This window comes from Nitrospirillum amazonense (assembly GCF_007828045.1).
GTDB classification, from domain to species: domain Bacteria; phylum Pseudomonadota; class Alphaproteobacteria; order Azospirillales; family Azospirillaceae; genus Nitrospirillum; species Nitrospirillum amazonense_C.
This window is the reverse complement of record NZ_VITN01000001.1, coordinates 313,235-331,779: the sequence shown is the minus strand read 5'-3', so window position 1 is coordinate 331,779 and position 18,545 is coordinate 313,235. Positions and strand designations below refer to the sequence as shown.

The following is an 18,545-nucleotide window of genomic DNA, read 5'->3' as shown; positions in this document are numbered from 1 at the left end:
GGGCGGCGCCCCGCCATCCTTACCGCCTGGGGAAAACCTTACCGCCTGGGGGCGGGGAGGGCCGTCATCCTTACTCCTTAGGGAGGTCATCCAGGGATTATCCTTACCGCCTGGGGGCGGGGAAGGTCCCTCCAGGGCTGTCTGGTCGCCGAACGAGGCCGGGGAAGGAGGGTGAACCCTCTGGAATCCTTATGAACTCCTATGAAGGTGGAGCCCGGATTGACCCGATGCCCCGTCAGGGCGCGACTCCGGGGATGGCACGCCCCCAGGCGGTAAGGATTGGGGGATGAATGACGCGAACGCAGGGAGTCGCACGCCCCCGGCCCGTAAGGAAGCCCGGCTGTCCCGGACAATGTCGGTTGTCCACGGGCGACTCGCCCCCCGCCGGTAAGAATAGGGAAACGGGCACCCCCAAAAACCGTCCCCCAAGGGGTAAGGATGCGCCCACCCCGGCACCGGTCCGGCCATCTCTTCCCCTGCCGGGGTGCTCCGCGCGTGCATCCAGGGCGCGCTGCGCTTGAACTTTGTGACAGCGTGTTGGATAAGTTGGCCGCGTTTATCGGTTCCAGCACCCAGGCGGAATTAAATATGTCAGTCATGGCGAGCGGTCTTCGTCGGGGATATTCCATGAAGGCAGCGGGTGTTGGGTTCGTGATTCGGTCCTTTATTGTGGCGGCGCTTCTAGTTCTTGCCGCCGTCGTCGTTTCCACGACGATCCTGGCGGTGGTTCGCTTTGGAAGCGCTACCCTTGTCTGGGATCAATGGTCCGATCTGCAATACACGCATCGGCTGGCCGACGGCAATCTGCAGTTCAAGGACCTATTCAGTCAGCATAACGAGCACCGCATATTCTTTCCGCGGCTGATCTTCTTCCTGGATTATCTGCTCGCGAACTGCACCAACGCGGTCAATCTGACCGTCAACATCCTGATACCGGCGGGGACCCTGGCAGCCATCTTGGTGTTGGGTAGGAAGATCGAAAGAAGCCGGGCCGTTTTCCTCGGACTGTCGGGTGTGGCTGCCGTCCTGCTGTTCTCACTGTCGCAGCGCGAGAATTTCCTGTGGGGCTTCCAGGTCCAATTCTTCGGGGCGGTTTCCGCGCCGACCGCCGCGTTCCTGGTGTTCAGCGGCTTCGTTGAGCGGGCGCGGCGGGGCAGGGCGTCCCTGGGCCTGCTCGGCTTGGCCTGCTTCCTGGCGCTAGTGGCGACGTACACGCTGTCCAACGGTATCCTGGCCGCGTTCCTGCTGGTTCCCATGGCTGTGATCCTGCGGGCCGGGCGCATGGCCGTCCTGACCGTCGCGCTGTGGGCTGTGGGGGTGGCGTTCAGCTATTTCCTGAACTTCCACCCTGTGCCGGGGCACTCGCCCTACGTTTATTCTCTGACGCACCCCATCGAATATCTCGGCTATGTCAGTGGCTATCTGGGTAACCTCATGACCTGCCTGGGCGCAGTGGAACCGGCGCGTAGCCGCTGGTCCATCCTGCTGGGCGCGGCGGGCCTGGTGCTGACGCTCGCGGCGCTGGCGCGCACCCTGCGCAATTGGGAAGAGGCGCCAGCCCGCATCGCCCTGCTGGCCATCATCCTGTTCGTTCTGGGCACCGCCATGCTGACCGCCCTGGGCCGCATCACCTTCGGGCTGGAGCAGGCCTACTCCGGACGCTATCTGACGCCGGTTTCCGTTTTCTGGGTGGGGCACATCTTCTATTGGGCGCCCCTGCGGCGTCTGCGTGATCCCCTGGGTGTGGGGATGGCGCTGGCCGGCATGGCGCTGGTGGCGCTGCTGGCCTGGTGCGGAGTTCAGGGAGAGCTGCGCGGCTGGCAGGAGGCAATCCCCCAAGCCCTGAACAACGCCAAGGTGCGCGACGCTTTCATCAGCGAGGTTCGGGACGAGCCGAGCTATCGCCTCGCCTATCCGGAGGACGATTATCTCCTCAGCCAGTTGTCCTTCGTGCGCGACCACCATCTGTCGTCCTTCGCCGATCCGGATAACCGCCTGTTGGGCCAGGCGCCGACGTGGTTGGCCGCGGCTCCGGCGGACCAGTGTCTGGGCGCCATCGATATCATGCAGGTGCTATCCTCGGATCGTGGCGACCAAGTCAGCCTGACGGTGACCGGCTGGGCATGGAATGTCACGCGGCGCGAAGCTGTTCCCCGTGTCCTTTTCACCGACGCCGCGAACAGGATCGTCGGCTATGCCGGCGGCGGTTGGCCGCGCCCGGATGTGCCCACCGTCATGCCCATGGTGCGCAGCGGCCGGGTGGGCTGGGTGGGCTTCCTGAAGGGTGGAATGACCGCGCCGATCAAGGCCTATGGCCTGATGCCCGGTCACCGAGTCTGCAAGATCGGCGAGAGGATGGTTCCGGAAAGCCACGCGCGGCTGGTGCCGCTTTCGGCCCTGGGCGCCGACATACCCTTGCCGTCGGCGCCGGAATTGTCCGGCGGCTGGGCCCGGGATGGACAGAACCCAGCGGCGGGCCCGCTCCCCGGTGGGGATGTGGTCTATGGGTCGTGGGGAGGCGCAGACGGCAATGTCGGTGAGCTGCGGATTGGGCCGTTCATGGCCAGCCAGCCTCGGCTCGCCTTCCCGGTGGTGACCGGCCCGCACGCCGAGAATCAGGCCATCGTGTTGCTGGATGCCGCCACCGGCGCGGAGCTGGCCCGGTATTCCCTGATGCTCTCCACCCAATGGACGGGCCTGGAGATCCAGTTGCCCCAGGCGGCGATGGGCAAGGCCGTGATACTGGTGTTCCGGGATCAGGGGGCTGGCTGGGGGGAATGGTCCGCTGTGGGCGGTCTGCACGAGACTGCCGTCGACGCCCCATAAAGGCCCGCCACCCGAGGGGGGCGGCCGCCTCCGCCAGTATCAAATGAATGCCGCGGCGCCGCCCCCGGCGTGATGCGGCCATTTTCCGTTGTAAAATTGCAGTAAACCCCTCGACATGCGGAAATCAGCGCTTGCTGATGGATTCCTGGGTCACCCTGATGTATGCATAGTTGCATTCTTCGCATCCTTTAACGATGCATAGCCGGGATTTTCTGGCCAGTCATATCCAGGAATGTGAAAAGCGGACACCATGAGTGATGCGCATTGGGGCCTTGATGTCCTTCTTGTACTATTATTCACGCCCCTGGTATTGCTGCTGACCTATCTGCCGGCGACGGTGGCCTTCACGGGCTTCGGCGCGAAGTGGAGCAAGGCGCCGCTGGACCGGATCATCCTGGCCGGCGCCAGTTACGGCTTGGCCGGCTATGTAGCCTTCGGCGCCTATTTCCTATCCAGCGGTTTCGGGCACGCTTTCATGCTGGCAGCGGCCCTGGCCTTGATCGTCGCCGCCTGGCGCGACGGCTGGTGGAGGATGGGCGGCTGGCGTCAGGATCCGCTGGCCGGCGTCATGGCGCTGATGGCCGCCTTCACCATCGCTCTGGCCGCCACGGGCTTGGCCTATGGCGGCTTCACCAATGTCCTGGCCGCGGCGGCCATCCGTTTCACCCATCATTTGCCGATAGACAACGAACTGCCGCGCCTGTTCGGCGATGGCCTCTATGGCGGCCATGTTCCCCGGCCCCTGGTTGGCGACTGGCTCAGCAGCGACCGTCCCCCTCTGCAGACAGGGCTGGAGCTGGAGGTGGCCCCCCTGGCGGCCAAGACGGGATGGCGGCACGACCTGATCTATCAGCTGGCATCCATGGGCGCGCAGGCCCTGTTCCTGGTGGGACTGGCGGCCTATCTCTCCGCCTGGCGCCTAAAGGCGGAGCCATCGCCGTCGCCCTGGTCGCGTGCGCCTTTTCCTCCATCGCCATCGTTCATGGCTTTTCGTATGGCCCAAGCTGGTCGCCGCGGGCTTCATCCTTATGACCGCGGCATTGCTGCTGTCCCCCCATTACCGAGACATCCGTGATAGCGCCCCGCATGGCGCCCTGGCGGGGATCACCGCCGCCCTAGCCATGTTGAGCCATGGTGGCACGGCCTTCATCCTGATCGCCCTGGCGCTCACCGTCCTGGCGTTCGGGCGCGTGCCCCACTGGCGTTTCCTCCTGGCGGCGCTGGCCTGCTTCGTGGCCCTGATGCTGCCCTGGTCGCTTTCCAAGCCCTGATCGACCCACCGGGCAACCGGCTACTGAAGTTTCAACTGGCTGATGCGGTGCCGGTCGACCCCCGGGGCACCTGGGCAACGCTGCGGGACGCCTACGGCGCCTTGACCTGGCACGAGATCATCCAGACCAAATGGTCTAATTTCCTCCAGATTTTCAGCGCCGGGCTGGATATGCCCCGATGGCTCTGGTTGGCGGGCACCACCCTTGTATCCGGCGACGCCGCCCGTTATCAGGCCCTGTCGGCGTCGTTGCGTGGCCAACTGTTCTTTCAGATTTCCGCCCCTATCGGCGCCTTTTACCTGGGCTTGCCGGCGGTGCTGCTGGTCGCCCGGCGGGAAGCCGCCGCCGCCCGATTTGTGCTTGTCACCGGGGCGGCTTTCCTGATGACCGCGGTGGTATGGAGCTTGGCGATGTTCAAGGCGGGATCGACCATCACCCACCAGGGCACGCTGGCCATGCCGCTTATGGCGATCGCCGCCGGTGCGGTGGGGCTGTACGCCCTGTCGCCCTGGCTGGCCATCGCCGTGACGGCGGCCGAAGTCCTGATCAGCGTGTCGCTGTACGGGGTTGGACTGCCGGGCGATTTCGTGCAGGTGATCCAGCGGCCCATGCTGAATCCGGGTATGGCGCTGGTCGCCATCCTGGGTGCCGCCGGTGTGATCCTGGCGTGCCGGCGGGTGGGGCGGCAACTGGGCGCCTAAGCAGCCCGGCACGGGCTGCCGGGGGGCTATTTGCCGAATGAAAAGTACCGGTGACCGAAATAGCTGGTCACCACCGGGGACAGCACGCCAATGATGTGGGCGATGTCCTCGGCATGCCAGGTAAGGCCCGCCGCCGGGAAAGCCAGGCGCGCCAGGCCCTCGCTGACCAGCCACACCTGGGCCGCCGCCACGGCGTTGACCAGGCAGAAGCGGATGAACTCCTCGTGCGCCTTGCGGCCCGACGCCTTGAACACGAAGCGGCGGGACAGCAGGTAGGCCGTGACCATGCCGAACAGATAGGCCACCAGCACGGCGGCCTCGAACGGCATGACGCGGTTCAGCAGGTAGCGCGCCACCACGTTCACGCCGGCGGAGAAGCCGCCCACCAGCAGGAAGCGGGCGAACTCGCTGGCCAGCAGACGATCCAGCGGCGACTGGGGCTTGGTCATGGTCTTGTCCATCACAACGCATCGACCATGCGCTTGGCGAAGCGGATGCTTTCGGCGATGCCCCGGTCCTCGGGGTAGTAGTAGCATGTGTCGGCCACCTGCAGGCCGGCGATCTCGGTCTTCACCGGCGGCAGCTTGTCCAGGAAATCGGGCTCGCACACCGGCTGGGCGTAGCGCAGGCGGCCGACGTGGGTGTCGATCAGGTCGGCGTCGGTCAGGGCCGGATTCAGGCGGCGCACGCAGGCCATCGTCTCCGCCACGAAATCGGCATCCGTCCAGCCCCACTTGGGGTGGCTGTGCGGCATGTAATACGGGATATAGACCACCGTGTCGGGCAGGGGCCGCAGGTTGGAGAACTCGATGATGCCGGGGATTTCCATCGTCGGATCGTTCACGTTCAGCCAGAAGTGCCGGGTGACCGGCCGCTTCAGCTTCAGCATGACGCAGACCACGCCGATGTTCCTGATGGCGTCGTACTTGTCCTTGGTGGACTGGGTGAAGGCCGGAACGAGGCCCGCCACGTAAGGCGTGGGGGCGGTGCAGATGACGGCGTCGGCGGGGAAGAAGCCCCGGGCGGTGCGCACGCCCGTCACCCGGCCGCCCTCGGCCACGATTTCCTCCACCTTGGCGCCCAGATGCAGGCTGCCGCCCCGCCGCGTGATGTCGGTGGCGAGGGCCTGGACCAGGGTCTCCGACCCGCCTTCCAGATAACCCAGCTGTTCCTTCATCAGGGATTGGCGGGAATTGCCGATGCGGCGGATGCGGGTGGCGATCCAGCTGGCCGAGACGTTATCGGCGTATTCGAAGAACTTCAGGTCCAGCAACCGCTTCCACAGCACGTTGAACGGCTTCTCGCCGGCGCCGCGCTTGAACCAGGTGGCGGCATCCAGATGCTCGATGGACTGGAAGTCGCGGGCCTTGGTGGTCAGGAACATCTGCAGGCCCAGGCGCAGCTTGTCGATGGGGCCCAGCAGGGGGAAGGCCAGCAGGGCCAGCGGATCGCCCCAGCGGTAATGCTTGCCATCGATGAAATAGCCCATCGACGTGGTGCGCCACTTCAGCGTGCCGGCGATGTCCAGCTCCGCCAGCAGGTCGAAGGTCGGCTGGTCCGATTTGCAGATGAAGTGATAATAGCGCTCGATGCTGAGCCCGCCGAAGTCGAAGTGCGCCGCCATGCCTCCGGGCTGGGTATCCACTTCGTAGACCGCCACCTCATGGCCGGCCTTCAGGGCATAGTGGGCGGCGGCCAGGCCCATGGCGCCGGCGCCGATGACGGCAAGTTTAGCCATTGCGGGAAACCCTTCGGAAATCAGAAGTCCAGGACGACGCTGGCGTAGCGCGGGTCGTTGAAGGTGACGGACAGGGCCTCGTCCAGGGGGGTGGAGGGCACGCCGAAGATGCCGGGCCAGTCGATGACGATGAATTCGTCGGGCGTCACCAAGGCCTTCAGCTGCTTGGTCGTGAAGGGCGGGTTGCGGTCGACCAAGGCATAGACCGACAACAGCGCGTGGAAGATGCCGTAGGGAATGCGCAGCAAGGGCGTCTTGGCGCCCACCGTCTTGCGCAGGGCGCGGATCAGCTCGATGTAGGTGATCTTTTGCTGGCCCGAGATGTCGTAGGTGCCGGTGCGGCGGCCTTCCAGGCAAGCGATGATGATGGCGCTGAAATCCCCCACATACAGCGGCTGGCGGATGTAGCGGCCGGAACCGGGGATGGGGAAGACCGGCACCTTTTGCATAAAGCGGGCGAGCCAGCCCAGGTGCTTGCGGTCGAACCAGCCGAACATCAGCGTGGGGCGCAGGGTGACGTGGGGGATGGGACAGGCATCCACCAGCTTTTCCTGGGCCTTCTTGCTTTCGGTGTAGAAATCCACCGCCATGGAGTTCACGACGGAGGAACTGGCGTGGACCAGGTAGGGCACGTTGGCGGCTTGCATGCCGGCCAGCACCCGCTCCGTCGCCGTGATGTTGTTGTCCTCGAACTCCGCCCAATCCAGGCCGCCGATCTGGGCGTGCATCTGGATCACGGCGACGGCACCCTTCAAACTGTCCTGCCAGCCGTCGTCATGGGCCAGATCCGCCTGGATGACGGTCAGATCCGGGTGCATGCGGGCCAGTGCCGGGGTGTTGGCCGGATGCTTGTCGATGCAGACGATGTTGGTGTAGCCGGCGTCCTTCAGGCGGACCACCAGGTTCTGGCCCACCAGGCCGGCGGCGCCGGTGATGACGATCTTGCCCGTGGGCTTGTCGGTGCGGCTGGGCATCAGATTTTCATCCGCCATTAAATTTTCATCCGATTGAAGATGGCGCCCGGCAGGTTGCGGATGATCATCATGATGCCCATCCAGAACCAGGGGGTATAGACGGTGGTGGCGCCCTTGGCGGCGGCCCTGTCGATGTCGGCCGCCACCTTCTCCGGCGTGGCCCACAGCGGCCCGCCTTTGGCCAGGCCATCGGTCATGGGCGTGTCAATGAAGCCTGGCTTCACCGTCAGCACCCTCACCCTCGTGCCGGCGAAACGGTGGGCCATGCCCTGCGCGAACAGGGCCAGGCCACCCTTGGCGGCGCCATAGACGTAATTGGACTGGCGTCCACGATCCCCGGCGACGGACGCTATGGCGATCAGCGTGCCTTGGCCCTGGCGCTCCAAATGATTGGCGGCGACGGTCAGCCAGGCGCAGGCGCTGGTCATGTTGGTGGTCAACTGGCGGGCCATTTCGGCGGTGTCCGCCTCGGCCGCCTTCTGGTCGCCCAGGATGCCGTAGGCCAGCAGCACCGCGTCGACACGCCCGCCCAGCTTGGTGGCCATCTCGGCCCAGGCCGCGTCGAAGCCCGCCGCGGGGGCCGCCAGATCCACCATGGCCACCTCGGCACCCGCGGCGCCGCGTGCCATCAGGTCGGCCGCGATGGCCTCGAGCCGGCGGCCATCGCGGCCGGCCAACACCAGGCGCGCGCCGCGCCCCGCCTGCAGGCGGGCGTAACGCTCCGCGACGGCGGAGGTCGCTCCCAGGATCACCACGGTCTGTCCAGTCATGTCGGTCACGCCTGCTTGCTCTTCGTAGGGGCCTGTTCCATGCGCCGCCAGAAGTCGGACATGAAGGCCGGGTCGATGTGCCGTTTGAAGTCCGCCACAGCGGGATAGCCCGCCGCGAACAGGTCCGCCGGCATGCGCGCGTCCTTGGCGGGATAGAGCCGGCCGCCGGCGGCCGCCACCGTGCGATCCAGATCCGCCATCAGGGCCAGGGTGCGCTGACCCTGGTTGGGGAAGTCCAGCGCCAGGGTGGTACCGGCCATGGGAAAGGACAGGAGGCCGGCGGGCGCAACGTTGCCGAAGTTCTTCAGCACCACCAGGCACGATCCGGTGCCCGAGGCCGCGATTCGGGCCAGCAGCTCCGTCACGGCCTCCCGCGCCATGGCCGGTGGTACGACGCATTGGTATTGGTAGAATCCCCGGGGACCGTACACGCGGTTCCAGTGATGCACGCCGTCCAGGGGATAGAAGAAGCCGTCAAAGTGGCAGCGGCCGGCGAAGGTGGCGCCCGGCCGGCTGTAATAGGCGGCGTTGAACGCACGTAAGCTTAGGCCGTTGATTAGGCTGATGGGCGGGGTCAGGGGCACCGCGAGCTTGGCGCGGGCCGGCTGGGCCAGGCGCGGGCCATCCGGCGCGTGGCGGCCGCGGGAAAAGACGCCCCGCCCCAAGCTGTCGCCCTGGCTCAGGCAATCGACCCAGGCCACGCTGTAGGGCCAGTCCAGGCTTTCCGCCGCCAAGTCGAAAAAGCGGTCGACATGGTCGAAGCGGATGTTCTCCACCTCCATGTCGGACGAGGCGATGGCCTGCAGCTGGATTTCCACCCACTCGATCAGGCCGGTCAGGCCCAAGCCGCCGATCGTGGCATGGAACAGGTCGGCGTTGCGGTCGGGCGCGCAGTCAACCAAGGTCCCATCGGACCGGCGCAGGCCCAGGGCACGCACATGATGGCCGAAGCTGCCGGCCACATGGTGGTTCTTGCCGTGCACGTCGTTGGCCACGGCGCCGCCCAGGGTGACGAACTTGGTGCCGGGGGTGACGGCCACGAACCAGCCGCGCGGCACGGTGATGACATGCAGATCGGCCAGACTCAGGCCCGCGTCCGCCCGCAACACGCCGGTGGCGGTGTCGACGGCGTGGCAGCGATCCATGCGACGGGTGACCAGCAGGCCGCCGCCGGCGTTCAGCGGGCTGTCGCCATAGGAACGGCCCAGGCCGTGGGCCAGCACGCTGCCGGTCTTTTCCACCAGGGTGGATAGCAAGGGGGCGGCATCTTCGCGAAAGGCGGGCGTCGCCACTTCATGTTCGACGCTCGCCAGATTTCCCCAGGACTTGATCGGCTGGCGCATGGGTCAGATCGCCGCCAGGACGATGGCCACCATAACGGCACCGGTGATCAGGCTGGTGCGGTCGGTGGCGGCGAAGACGACGGGATCGTCATGCAACTCGCCACGATGGGCCAGCAGCAGCAGGCGACTGATCCAGTATAAGAGGGGGGCGCAGGCCAGCCACAGCAGCGACGGATTGCGGTAAAGGACGTGGACCTCGGGGCTGTTGAAATACAGCGCCAGGATCAGGACGGAACAATAGCCACTGGCGCTGGCCAAACCCGACAGGATGCTGAGATCCTCCAGCCGGTAGCCGCGACCCTTGGGGTTGCCCTTGTTCGCCTTCAGGCTGCCGACCAGCTCGATGTAGCGCTTGATCAAGGCCAGGCAGAGGAAGACGAACACGGAAAAGCCCAGCAGCCAGGCGGACGAGGGCCGGTCGATGGCGGCGCTGCCCGCCAGGATGCGCATGGTATAAAGCCCGGCCAGCGTCAGCACGTCGATCAGCATGTGGCGCTTGAGATGCAGCGAGTAGGCCAGGGTGATGACGTAATAAGCGGCCAGGACGGCGAGGAAGCCGGCCGACACCACCAGGCCGCACAGGGCGGAAACGCCCAGCAGCAGGGGCGCCAGCATGGCCCCCTGGATCAGGGGCAGGCGACCGCTGGCCAGGGGCCGGTGGCGTTTGCTGGGATGGACCCGGTCGTTGGGCAGATCCAGCAGATCGTTCAGCAGATAGGCGCTGGAAGCCGCCAGGCTGAAGGCCAGGGCTGCTATAAGGCTGTCGGCGATGGTATGACCGGTCAGGTCATGACTGGCCAGCAGTGGTACGAACACCAGCAGGTTCTTCAGCCATTGATGCACACGAACGGCTTTCAGATAAACCTTGAGTCCGGCCTTAGGTACCGCCAGTTCAACGGCATCCTGACGTTCCGCCTTCAGCTGTCGCACCAGGCGGGCTGTGGCGTTGGTGGCGATAGCCACGCGGCAGCGGCGCCACACCGCGAAATCCACCCGATCGTTGCCGATATAGTCGAAGCCCCGGTCGCCGAACGCGCGGCACAGTGCTTCGGCCTTGGCCTTGCCCGACAAGTTGACGGTTTCATTCGACCCGAAGGTGCCATCGATGAAGCCGAGATGCCGCGCCAAAGCCTCGACAAGCCGCTGGTTCGAGGCCGAGGCCAAGTAAATACGGCGACCTTTCGCTTTTTCTTGAAGAAGAAAATCGACGATCGGCCGATTAAGCGGCAGTGTCGTGACATCAAGGTTGGCATTGCCAGCCAGGTAATCTTTCAGCCAGGCTTTGCTGCGCAGCGGTAAACGCCATATGCCCAAAGCCACCAAAGGCTTGGTGGCCAGCGCGGTAAAGAAATTCTCAATGAGGAGATCGGTCCGGATAAGGGTGCCATCGACGTCCACCACCAATGGCACTTCGGCAACATGGGCCAAGGGCTTGCTTTCAGCACCGTTCATCGGCTGGTGGATCCCCATAATATGAGCGCCAGAGCGTTGAATATCCGCGCGAATACTGCGTCACGGCCCAGGCCAAGGACGTTCAGAGCGGAAAAGGCCATAGGCCTGGGCTGAGCGTCAATCTTTTAATCTCCGACTTTATAATCGCGGGGCTGGTTGTTTGGATACGGTTAACCTTGATGGAAGCCGTCTTTGGATACCTACCCGAATCGCTGCACCCGCGAACGGCGGCTTGGTCGTTTTTGCCCGTCGCTAAGCCGGTCAAGCCGGCCATCTTGCCGAAGGTAATAGGCCTAATGGGCTAAAATCCCGCCCTGCTTGCCGGTCGCTTTTCTTTGGCCGATGTGTCTAGGCGGCTTACATCTAAAATTAAGGCGATAATCTTCTTGAATCCGTCTTGTGCAGCGGAACCGACGTGAATTATACCTACTTCCACGCGGGACTGGCGGAACGCGTTAATAAATTCGCCAAGGGGTTTTAACTGACGCGTCACTGCCGCAGCGGGCTGCGGCTCCATAGCCAAAAGCGACGTTTTAGCGGGGGTATTAAAATATGCCGACTCTTTCCGGTGGTAACGGTACGGTTAGCTTCTCAACGGCACCGACCGTCTCGCAGGCTGATCAGGACAAGATCACGACGGCCCTGTCCGGTATTCTGGCGAACAGTACCGGCACGCTGAGCGTCGCCACCGTCGCGCCGACGTCGGCCAGCACCCCCACTCAAACGCTGTCCTCGACCATCACGTTCGGCACCCAGGCCGTGAGCTCGGTGAGTAGTGTCGTCGTTTCGGGTTCCAGCGCCAACCCCACGCTGGCGGCTGTCGACCTGTCCCAGACGGCGGCGGGCACCTCCACCGGTAGCAGCGTCGTCACGAACGTCGTGGCCGACAGCAGCCTCACCTCCGTCGTGCTGACCGGCACAGCCCCCGGCAACACCACCGCCCTGTTCCTGGACGCCAGCTCCGGCGGCAAGGTCGTCGTCGGCGACGCCGGCAACAACTTCCTGGTACTGAGCGGTGGGTCGAGCACGATCGTCGGTGTCCCCAATACCATCATCGCCGGCACCGGCAACGACAGCATCATCGGCTCCTCCACCAATGACCTCATCAGCTCCAGCGCGGGCAACGACATCATCAACGGTGGGGCCGGCAACGACGTCATTGATGGCCGTTCCAGCGCCGGTGCCGATACCCTGGGTGGTGGCGCCGGTGACGACACCATCTATGCCAGCAGCGGTGGCAGCTTCATCATCGGTGAGACGGGTAACGACAGCCTGGTTGGTGGCGCCGGCAATGATGTCTTCATTTTCAGCCCGGGCAGCGGCAGCGACACGGTCGCCAGCTTCGACCCGACCAAGGACACGCTGGCCTTCGCGAGCACCAACTACACTGGCGGTACGCTGAACCTGGCCTCGCTGATCAGCAATGCCACGGTCAGCAACGGCAACACCACCCTGACCCTGCCGGACGGCACCACCGTGACCGTTCAGGGCGTTACCGGTGCCAACCTCAGCTGGTTCACCAGCAAGGGCTGATCAAGTCGTCTATACATGAGTTACACTATGGCGGGCCTTGTGCCCGCCATAGTCGTTTCTGGGCCACGGTCTTTCTTGCATTCGCATTTATTCCAGGGCAGGGTTCAGGTGCTTCCATTCTCTTCCGTATTGGTAGACCCATGCAGCCTAATATCCTGGCGACGGCCGGCACGACGGCGGTGACCACTCCTGCCCCTGGGGGCGACCCGCTGCGGGCGACGCCCAAGGTCATGGCCCTGCCGGAAGGAACCTATTACATCACCGCCCGCCTCGGTGCCGAAGGACGGCAGCAGATCAAGGGCGTGACCTTCCCCTGTGTCCAGCTCTCGTCACTTCCGGAACCCGGGCGCAAGGTTCCGCAATTCCTGACACCGGACGGTCTCAGCGCGTCGGCTTGGATCAGCGGGTCGAACGGCGTGGCCGTGTTGGTTACGGCGGATTCGGCGCCGTTGCTGCTCACCACCTTGACCCTGAACGGTCAGCTGTCCTCCTCGGTTGCCATCGGTGTGCAGCGGTTGGGGGATGAGACGGTTCCCGCCAACGTCGACGTGCGGTTGGTCGCGCACATCCAGCGCATGGGGGACAAGGTTTTCGCTGGCGGCGAATGGGCGTCGGCCGGCGATCACCTGCTGTGGCTTGAGGGCTTCACCGTCGTCGGTTCGCCCGAACTGGCGGACTGTCTGGAATATTGCGCCGCCAATCCGATCGACCAGGCCGGTACCTGGGTGAAGGCCGGCACCTTGGCGGGGACCCAGGGCCGGGGTCTGCCCCTGCTGGGCGCCGGCTTCCGCTTGGTGGGACCATTGGCCACCACCCACCGCCTGGATTACACTGCTCGTTTCCTGCGCCATGGCGACGTTGAGGGGCAGGCAGGGGTGCTATGCCGTTCCAGCCAGCCCCAGGATCCTTTGATGGCGATGAAGGTCGCGGTCCTGCCGCGATGATACGATCCGCGTGATGTCCGGCTTATCTACTCCAGTCCAGGGTCGGACGCTGCAGGACATGGAAGCGGCTTCGGCTAGGAAGGACTTTGACACGGCCATAACCTTGGGTTGGCTGGCGTTGGCCGAACCAGAGACTCGGCTGGCCGCGCTTCGGGGGTTGGTGCATGCCACCTTGGAGGCCGGCCGGCTGGAAGAGGCCGCCCATCACGCCGCCCGTTTGGTTCGAGGCGGAAAAATCGCGCTTGATGTCATCCTCGAAGGCGTCGTCGCCCTGAGCAGAGGTGAGCTTCATCAGGCCGCCGGATGCTTTACCCGCGCCTTGGAGATAGACGGCACCCACCCCTTGGCGGCGGTCGGTTTGTTCCAGGCGCTGTCGGGATCCCGCGAGGGCCTGACGGCTGCCCTGGATCGCCTTGTCCACGCGCTTTCCTGGAATGCCGAAACCAACGATACCTGTCTTGCCGCCCTGCGTGGGCTGGTGGCGGGGGGCGCCGTGCCCGCCGTGGTCTACACACAGGCCGGCCGGATCGAGGGCATCGCGGCGGCCCCGGGGGTACGGGCCGAGCTTATATGGAATGGGCTGACGGTAAGCCAAACCACCTTGGTCCCTGACCAGCGCGATCCGCGCCTGTGTCTGTTCAGCTTCACCGTGCCGCCGGACTTGGCAGGGAACGCCCAGGTCGAGGTTAGCGTCAATGGCATTCCGGCATCTGGCTCCCCCCTGCCGGCTGCCATGACCCGGCCACCCCGCCTCATGGCACGCTTCAACCGCATATCCGCTTCAGCGACGCCGGGCTCCGTTCCGCTGGGTAACGGCGAGTGGTCAGTGCAGGCTTGGGATGCCGCCCACCCGGCGCGTCCGGTCGCCCTCGACCTGGTGAACCGGGACGGGCAGACACGCCGGCTGGTCTTCCGGCCGGAGGAAGGGGGCGCGCGTCCGGTGGAGCCCCAGACGGTGTCGGCGGGGCCGGGCGTGCGGCCACTTTTTCCCGCCACCGGCGAGCCTGCCTATTGGCAAGGCGGTGTGCTGCCGGGGGAAGACGCGGTGCGGCCTCGCGCGTCCGTGTCAGGGTTGAGGCGGCCGGTGGACATCATCGTCCCCGTTTACGGCGATGCCGCCGTGACGCGGGCCTGCCTGGCGGCACTGCGCGATAGTATGGCGGGGGCGCAGGCAGGACAACCTGTCGATGTCATCCTGATCGCCGATGGTCCGGCTGATACGTCCGTGTCGGCGCTGGTGGACGAGGTGGCGACCGAGGGCTGGGCGACGGTGCTGCGCAACCCCGGGAACCTGGGCTTTGTGCGCACGGTCAACCGGGGCATGGCCTTGCGTCCCGATCGTGACGTGGTTCTGCTGAATGCCGATGCCATGGTTCACGGGGACTGGCTGCGCCGTCTCGCCGCCGCGGCCTATAGGGACGCCGCGATAGGGACGGTGACCCCGCTGTCCAACGACGCCACCATCCTTAGTTATCCCGATCCTGAGGGGACCCCGCTGGCCGATGTCTCGGTGCCTTTCCTGGATGGGCTGGCCGCCACGACCTTGCCAGGCAAGGTCGCGGACGTACCAACGGGCGTGGGCTTTTGTTTCTACATCCGTCGCGACTGCCTGGATGACGTCGGCTATTTCGATGCCGAAACGTTCGGCCGGGGCTATGGCGAGGAAAATGATTTCTGCTGGCGGGCGCACACGCGGGGTTGGCGCAACGTCGCGGCGCTCGACATCTTGGTCGGCCATGTCGGCGGTTCGTCCTTCGGCGGGGAAAAGGCGGATCGTGTCGCAGCGGCACTCACGCTGCTGGACCAGCGGCATCCTGATTATCAACCGGCCGTGCATGCTTTCATCGCGGCCGATCCGCTGCTGCCGTTCCGGCGCGCGTTGGACATGGCCTGGGCACGTACCCTGGGTCGGCAGACCTGCCTCTTGCTTTGTCCTGTCCTGGGTGGCGGCACGGACCGTTTTATGGACGGCCAGGTCGCATCGCTGAGGGCGCAGGGTGTCGGCGTGGTGGTGGTGCGGCCCGAGGGGTGGGGAGACGAGGTGGGGGAGGTGTCGCGCGTCCGGCTGGAAATCGCCGGCGCGCCGCAACTCCGATCCCTAGTGTACGAAGGCTTGGCAGCCTTGCCGGATCTGTTGCGTGACTTGGAGGCCTTGGGCGTAGGCCGCATGGTGGTCCATCACGTCAAGGGCGTGCCGGCCGCGTTGCTGGCCATGCTGGCCGGTCAGTGGTCCTATGACGTGCATATCCATGATTACGTCTGGTACTGCCCGCGCATCAATCTGGTGGATGGCAGCGATCATTATTGCGGCGAGCCGGCGGTGGCCGTGTGTGAAGCGTGCGTGCGTGACAATGGCCATTTCCTGAGGTCCGGGGACTTGGCGGGGTATCCGCCGGTCGCGACCTGGCGCCGGTCCATGGCGGCCTTGCTGGCCGGCGCGCAGCGGGTGATCTGTCCCACGCAGGATACGGCGCGCCGCTTGGCGGCGCAGTTCCCCGGATCCGGCATCCGCCTGGCGGTGCAACCCCATCCGGATCGGGAGATTCCGGCGGTGGAGCCAAAGCCGGACCGGCCGTCGATGGTGCGGGTGGCCGTCGTCGGTGCCATTGGCGATGCCAAGGGATACGGCGTTCTGCTGGCGTGCGCCCGGGATGCCCAGGCCCGGGCCTTGCCTTTGGAATTCCTGTTGGTGGGCTACTCCCGCGACAACGCGCCTTTGCTGGAAACCGGGCATGTTCGCGTGACCGGCGCCTACGCTGCGGAAGAGGGCGTGGACCTGGTTCGCGCCTATCACGCGCATCTGGGCTTCCTCCCCTCCGTCTGGCCGGAAACCTGGTGCTACACCCTCACGGAAATGCTGGCGGCCGGCCTGACCGTCGCCGCCTTTGACCTGGGCGCCCAGGCGGAACGTTTGCGGATGCATGGCCGTGGCATGTTGCTGCCGTTGGGCATGACCGTGCCGCGCATTAATGATGCCCTGTTGGAATTGGCGCGCCGCCAGGGGATAGTACCGGCCGTCAACGCCATGCCGGCGTCGGCGTGAGTTTGGGATTGAGTTGGGCATGACCTTGGACACCCCGGTTTCACGCACCGTCCTGCATGTCGGATGCGGCGTCCACAAGCCGGAGAAACTGCATAGCCTGTTTCATAGCAGCGAATGGCGTGAGGTTCGGCTGGACATCGATCCGGCGGTCCGGCCCGACATCGTCGCTTCCATCACCGACCTGTCCATGGTTGCGGATGGCAGCGTGGACGCCGTCTGGTCCTCCCATAACGTCGAACACCTCCACGCCCACCAGGTGCCGGTCGCTTTGGCCGAATTTCGCCGGGTGTTGAAGCCCGACGGCTTCGTCCTCATCACTCTGCCGGATCTGCAGGCTGTCGCCGCCCTGGTGGTTGAGGACAAGCTGGATGAGGCGGTCTACATGTCGTCCGCCGGCCCCATTGCGCCCCTGGACATGCTGTTCGGATTGCGCAGCGCCATCGCGCGCGGCAATGAGCACATGGCGCATCGCACCGGTTTCACCGCCCAAACCTTGGGCAAGGCGTTGCTGGCCGCCGGCTTCGCTGCGGTGAAGGTCACGAAGGACAAGCCCAGCTTCAACCTGTGGGCCATCGCCTACGTCACGCCGCCGGCCGGCGGCGCCCAGCCATCATGAAGCTGCTGTTCGTTCATCAGAACTTTCCCGGGCAATATCGTCATTTGGCGCCGGCGATGGCGGCTGCGGGGCATGAAGTGGTTTGCTTGGGTGATGACGCGAACGTGCTGGTGCAGAGCCTGCCGCCCGGCATGGCCATGGTTCGCTATCCCTCACCGGCCGGCGCCAGCCCCGGCAGTCATCATTATGTGGCCGGGTTCGAGGCGGCGGTCCGGCGGGGCCAGGCGGTGCTGCGGGCCTGTATGGAACTGGGCCGGCAAGACTTCACGCCGGACGTCATCTGCGCCCACCCCGGCTGGGGTGAGGCGTTGTTCCTGAAGGACATCTATCCTCAAGCCAAGCTACTGGCGTATCTGGAGTTTTTCTACAATACACGGGGGCAGGACGTCGGCTTCGATCCGGAGTTCCCCGGCACACTGGACGACACCTTCCGCATCCGCATCAAGAACAGCGTCCTGCTGCACGGGCTGCACGCCATGGACTGGGGCGTTGCGCCCACGCGCTGGCAGGCGCAGCGCTTCCCGGCCGATGTCCGGCACCGCATCACCACCGTGCACGACGGGGTGGACACACGCATGGTTTGTCCGGACCTGGCGGCGACCCTGACAGTCACGCCCGAAGGCGCATCCACCCCACTGACCCTGCGGCCGGGGGACGAGGTGGTGACGTTTGTCAACCGCAACCTGGAACCCTATCGCGGCTTCCACACCTTCATGCGTGCCTTGCCGGAATTGTTGCGCCGCCGCCCCAACGCCCAGGTGGTGATCCTGGGTGGCGATGAAGTCAGCTACGGCTCACGTCCCACCGACCACCCGCACTATCGCGCCCAATACCTGGCGGAGGTGGGCGCGCACCTCGATCTGTCGCGCGTCCATTTCCTGGGCAAGGTCCCTTACGCCACGTTCCTGTCGGTGCTGCGCGTCTCGGCCGTGCATGTCTACCTCAGTTATCCCTTCGTGCTGTCCTGGTCCCTGATGGAGGCCATGGCCGCCGGGTGCCTGGTGGTGGCGTCGGATACGGCGCCGGTGCGCGAGGTGGTCCGCCACGGCCACAATGGCCTGCTGGTGGACTTCTTTTCGCCCGGCCAACTGGCGGAGACCGTGGCGGCGGCCCTGGAAAACCCCCAGCGGCTGGAACGCCTGCGCCGCCGGGCGCGGGAAACCATCCTGGCCCGCTATGATTTGGAGACGATCTGCTTGCCGGCCCAAATGCGCTTGATCGAGGATCTGGCGGCCGCCCGCCCGCCATCGCGGCGTCCGCCGGGTTCGAAGCCGCCTCCCGCCCCCCCGGAGCCCGCCCCCACCGAGTAAGTGTCCCCCGGGGCGTAAGGAAGC

At 65.4% G+C, this 18,545-nt stretch carries 16 protein-coding genes; 9 read left to right on the top strand and 7 right to left on the bottom strand.

The window, feature by feature from the left end; all coding sequences use genetic code 11:
* Positions 1-627 precede the first annotated feature (627 nt).
* The 4 genes from FBZ89_RS01270 to FBZ89_RS01255 all read left to right on the top strand — a co-directional run bounded on the left by FBZ89_RS01270 (position 628) and on the right by FBZ89_RS01255 (position 4,798).
* Positions 628-2,826 (top strand): glycosyltransferase family protein, encoded by a 2,199-nt coding sequence (locus FBZ89_RS01270; protein WP_145748220.1) that lies wholly within the window; start codon positions 628-630, stop codon positions 2,824-2,826.
* A 250-nt stretch (positions 2,827-3,076) separates the two neighbouring features.
* On the top strand, positions 3,077-3,901 hold the full coding sequence (locus FBZ89_RS01265) for a hypothetical protein (protein ID WP_145748219.1): 825 nt from the start codon (positions 3,077-3,079) through the stop codon (positions 3,899-3,901).
* Complete coding sequence (locus FBZ89_RS01260) at positions 3,855-4,097, top strand: hypothetical protein (protein WP_145748218.1); 243 nt, start codon at positions 3,855-3,857, stop codon at positions 4,095-4,097. Before FBZ89_RS01265 ends, FBZ89_RS01260 begins: the two co-directional genes overlap by 47 nt.
* A gap of 47 nt (positions 4,098-4,144) precedes the next feature.
* Positions 4,145-4,798, top strand: a complete 654-nt coding sequence (locus FBZ89_RS01255) for a hypothetical protein (protein WP_145748217.1) — start codon at positions 4,145-4,147, stop codon at positions 4,796-4,798.
* A gap of 26 nt (positions 4,799-4,824) precedes the next feature.
* Here the strand turns inward: FBZ89_RS01255 and FBZ89_RS01250 are convergent, their stop codons facing one another.
* The 6 genes from FBZ89_RS01250 to FBZ89_RS01225 are packed head-to-tail and all read right to left on the bottom strand — an operon-like array spanning position 4,825 to position 11,075.
* The gene (locus tag FBZ89_RS01250; RefSeq protein ID WP_186457126.1) at positions 4,825-5,247 is read right to left on the bottom strand and encodes a GtrA family protein; all 423 of its coding nucleotides are present in this window, start codon (positions 5,245-5,247) and stop codon (positions 4,825-4,827) included.
* Between the two features lie 11 nt (positions 5,248-5,258).
* The gene (locus FBZ89_RS01245) at positions 5,259-6,536 is read right to left on the bottom strand and encodes an NAD(P)/FAD-dependent oxidoreductase (RefSeq protein WP_145748216.1); all 1,278 of its coding nucleotides are present in this window, start codon (positions 6,534-6,536) and stop codon (positions 5,259-5,261) included.
* Between the two features lie 20 nt (positions 6,537-6,556).
* Positions 6,557-7,528, bottom strand: coding sequence for an NAD-dependent epimerase/dehydratase family protein (locus tag FBZ89_RS01240; protein ID WP_145748215.1), 972 nt, complete (start codon positions 7,526-7,528; stop codon positions 6,557-6,559).
* Complete coding sequence (locus FBZ89_RS01235) at positions 7,528-8,280, bottom strand: SDR family oxidoreductase (RefSeq protein ID WP_145748214.1); 753 nt, start codon at positions 8,278-8,280, stop codon at positions 7,528-7,530. The genes FBZ89_RS01240 and FBZ89_RS01235 overlap by 1 nt, the downstream gene beginning before the upstream one ends.
* A 5-nt stretch (positions 8,281-8,285) precedes the next feature.
* Complete coding sequence (locus FBZ89_RS01230; protein WP_145748213.1) at positions 8,286-9,623, bottom strand: FAD-binding oxidoreductase; 1,338 nt, start codon at positions 9,621-9,623, stop codon at positions 8,286-8,288.
* A 3-nt stretch (positions 9,624-9,626) separates the two neighbouring features.
* Positions 9,627-11,075 carry a UbiA family prenyltransferase gene (locus FBZ89_RS01225; protein ID WP_145748212.1) on the bottom strand — a complete coding sequence of 483 codons (1,449 nt, stop codon included), beginning with the start codon at positions 11,073-11,075 and terminating at the stop codon, positions 9,627-9,629.
* A 552-nt stretch (positions 11,076-11,627) separates the two neighbouring features.
* Between FBZ89_RS01225 and FBZ89_RS01220 the strand changes: the two genes are divergently transcribed.
* Together FBZ89_RS01220 and FBZ89_RS01215 are read left to right on the top strand one after the other, a co-directional pair.
* Positions 11,628-12,608 (top strand): calcium-binding protein, encoded by a 981-nt coding sequence (locus FBZ89_RS01220; RefSeq protein ID WP_145748211.1) that lies wholly within the window; start codon positions 11,628-11,630, stop codon positions 12,606-12,608.
* A 140-nt stretch (positions 12,609-12,748) separates the two neighbouring features.
* A complete protein-coding gene (locus FBZ89_RS01215; RefSeq protein WP_145748210.1) occupies positions 12,749-13,552 on the top strand; it encodes a hypothetical protein in 804 nt (267 codons plus the stop codon).
* Between the two features lie 22 nt (positions 13,553-13,574).
* Here FBZ89_RS01215 and FBZ89_RS30665 read toward each other — a convergent pair whose 3' ends face one another.
* Positions 13,575-13,973, bottom strand: coding sequence for a hypothetical protein (locus FBZ89_RS30665; protein ID WP_186457125.1), 399 nt, complete (start codon positions 13,971-13,973; stop codon positions 13,575-13,577).
* A 72-nt stretch (positions 13,974-14,045) separates the two neighbouring features.
* On the opposite strand from FBZ89_RS30665, the gene FBZ89_RS01210 reads away from it, so the two are divergent.
* From FBZ89_RS01210 to FBZ89_RS01200, 3 genes are read left to right on the top strand one after another with little or no spacing between them, the layout of a single operon-like run.
* On the top strand, positions 14,046-16,595 hold the full coding sequence (locus FBZ89_RS01210; protein WP_186457124.1) for a glycosyltransferase: 2,550 nt from the start codon (positions 14,046-14,048) through the stop codon (positions 16,593-16,595).
* 19 nt (positions 16,596-16,614) lie between these two features.
* Complete coding sequence (locus FBZ89_RS01205) at positions 16,615-17,211, top strand: class I SAM-dependent methyltransferase (RefSeq protein WP_145748208.1); 597 nt, start codon at positions 16,615-16,617, stop codon at positions 17,209-17,211.
* Positions 17,208-18,521 (top strand): glycosyltransferase family 4 protein, encoded by a 1,314-nt coding sequence (locus FBZ89_RS01200; RefSeq protein ID WP_145748207.1) that lies wholly within the window; start codon positions 17,208-17,210, stop codon positions 18,519-18,521. Before FBZ89_RS01205 ends, FBZ89_RS01200 begins: the two co-directional genes overlap by 4 nt.
* The last annotated feature ends 24 nt before the right edge of the window (positions 18,522-18,545 follow it).

Excerpts from the sequence above, each read along its gene's own strand:
- FBZ89_RS01270 (WP_145748220.1), top strand. The coding sequence starts at position 628 with ATGAAGGCAGCGGGTGTTGGGTTCGTGATTCGGTCCTTTATTGTGGCG.
- FBZ89_RS01265 (WP_145748219.1), top strand. The coding sequence starts at position 3,077 with ATGAGTGATGCGCATTGGGGCCTTGATGTCCTTCTTGTACTATTATTC.
- FBZ89_RS01260 (WP_145748218.1), top strand. The coding sequence starts at position 3,855 with ATGACCGCGGCATTGCTGCTGTCCCCCCATTACCGAGACATCCGTGAT.
- FBZ89_RS01250 (WP_186457126.1), bottom strand. The coding sequence starts at position 5,247 with ATGACCAAGCCCCAGTCGCCGCTGGATCGTCTGCTGGCCAGCGAGTTC.
- FBZ89_RS01245 (WP_145748216.1), bottom strand. The coding sequence starts at position 6,536 with ATGGCTAAACTTGCCGTCATCGGCGCCGGCGCCATGGGCCTGGCCGCC.
- FBZ89_RS01240 (WP_145748215.1), bottom strand. The coding sequence starts at position 7,528 with ATGGCGGATGAAAATCTGATGCCCAGCCGCACCGACAAGCCCACGGGC.
- FBZ89_RS01235 (WP_145748214.1), bottom strand. The coding sequence starts at position 8,280 with ATGACTGGACAGACCGTGGTGATCCTGGGAGCGACCTCCGCCGTCGCG.
- FBZ89_RS01230 (WP_145748213.1), bottom strand. The coding sequence starts at position 9,623 with ATGCGCCAGCCGATCAAGTCCTGGGGAAATCTGGCGAGCGTCGAACAT.
- FBZ89_RS01225 (WP_145748212.1), bottom strand. The coding sequence starts at position 11,075 with ATGAACGGTGCTGAAAGCAAGCCCTTGGCCCATGTTGCCGAAGTGCCA.
- FBZ89_RS01220 (WP_145748211.1), top strand. The coding sequence starts at position 11,628 with ATGCCGACTCTTTCCGGTGGTAACGGTACGGTTAGCTTCTCAACGGCA.
- FBZ89_RS01215 (WP_145748210.1), top strand. The coding sequence starts at position 12,749 with ATGCAGCCTAATATCCTGGCGACGGCCGGCACGACGGCGGTGACCACT.
- FBZ89_RS01205 (WP_145748208.1), top strand. The coding sequence starts at position 16,615 with ATGACCTTGGACACCCCGGTTTCACGCACCGTCCTGCATGTCGGATGC.
- FBZ89_RS01200 (WP_145748207.1), top strand. The coding sequence starts at position 17,208 with ATGAAGCTGCTGTTCGTTCATCAGAACTTTCCCGGGCAATATCGTCAT.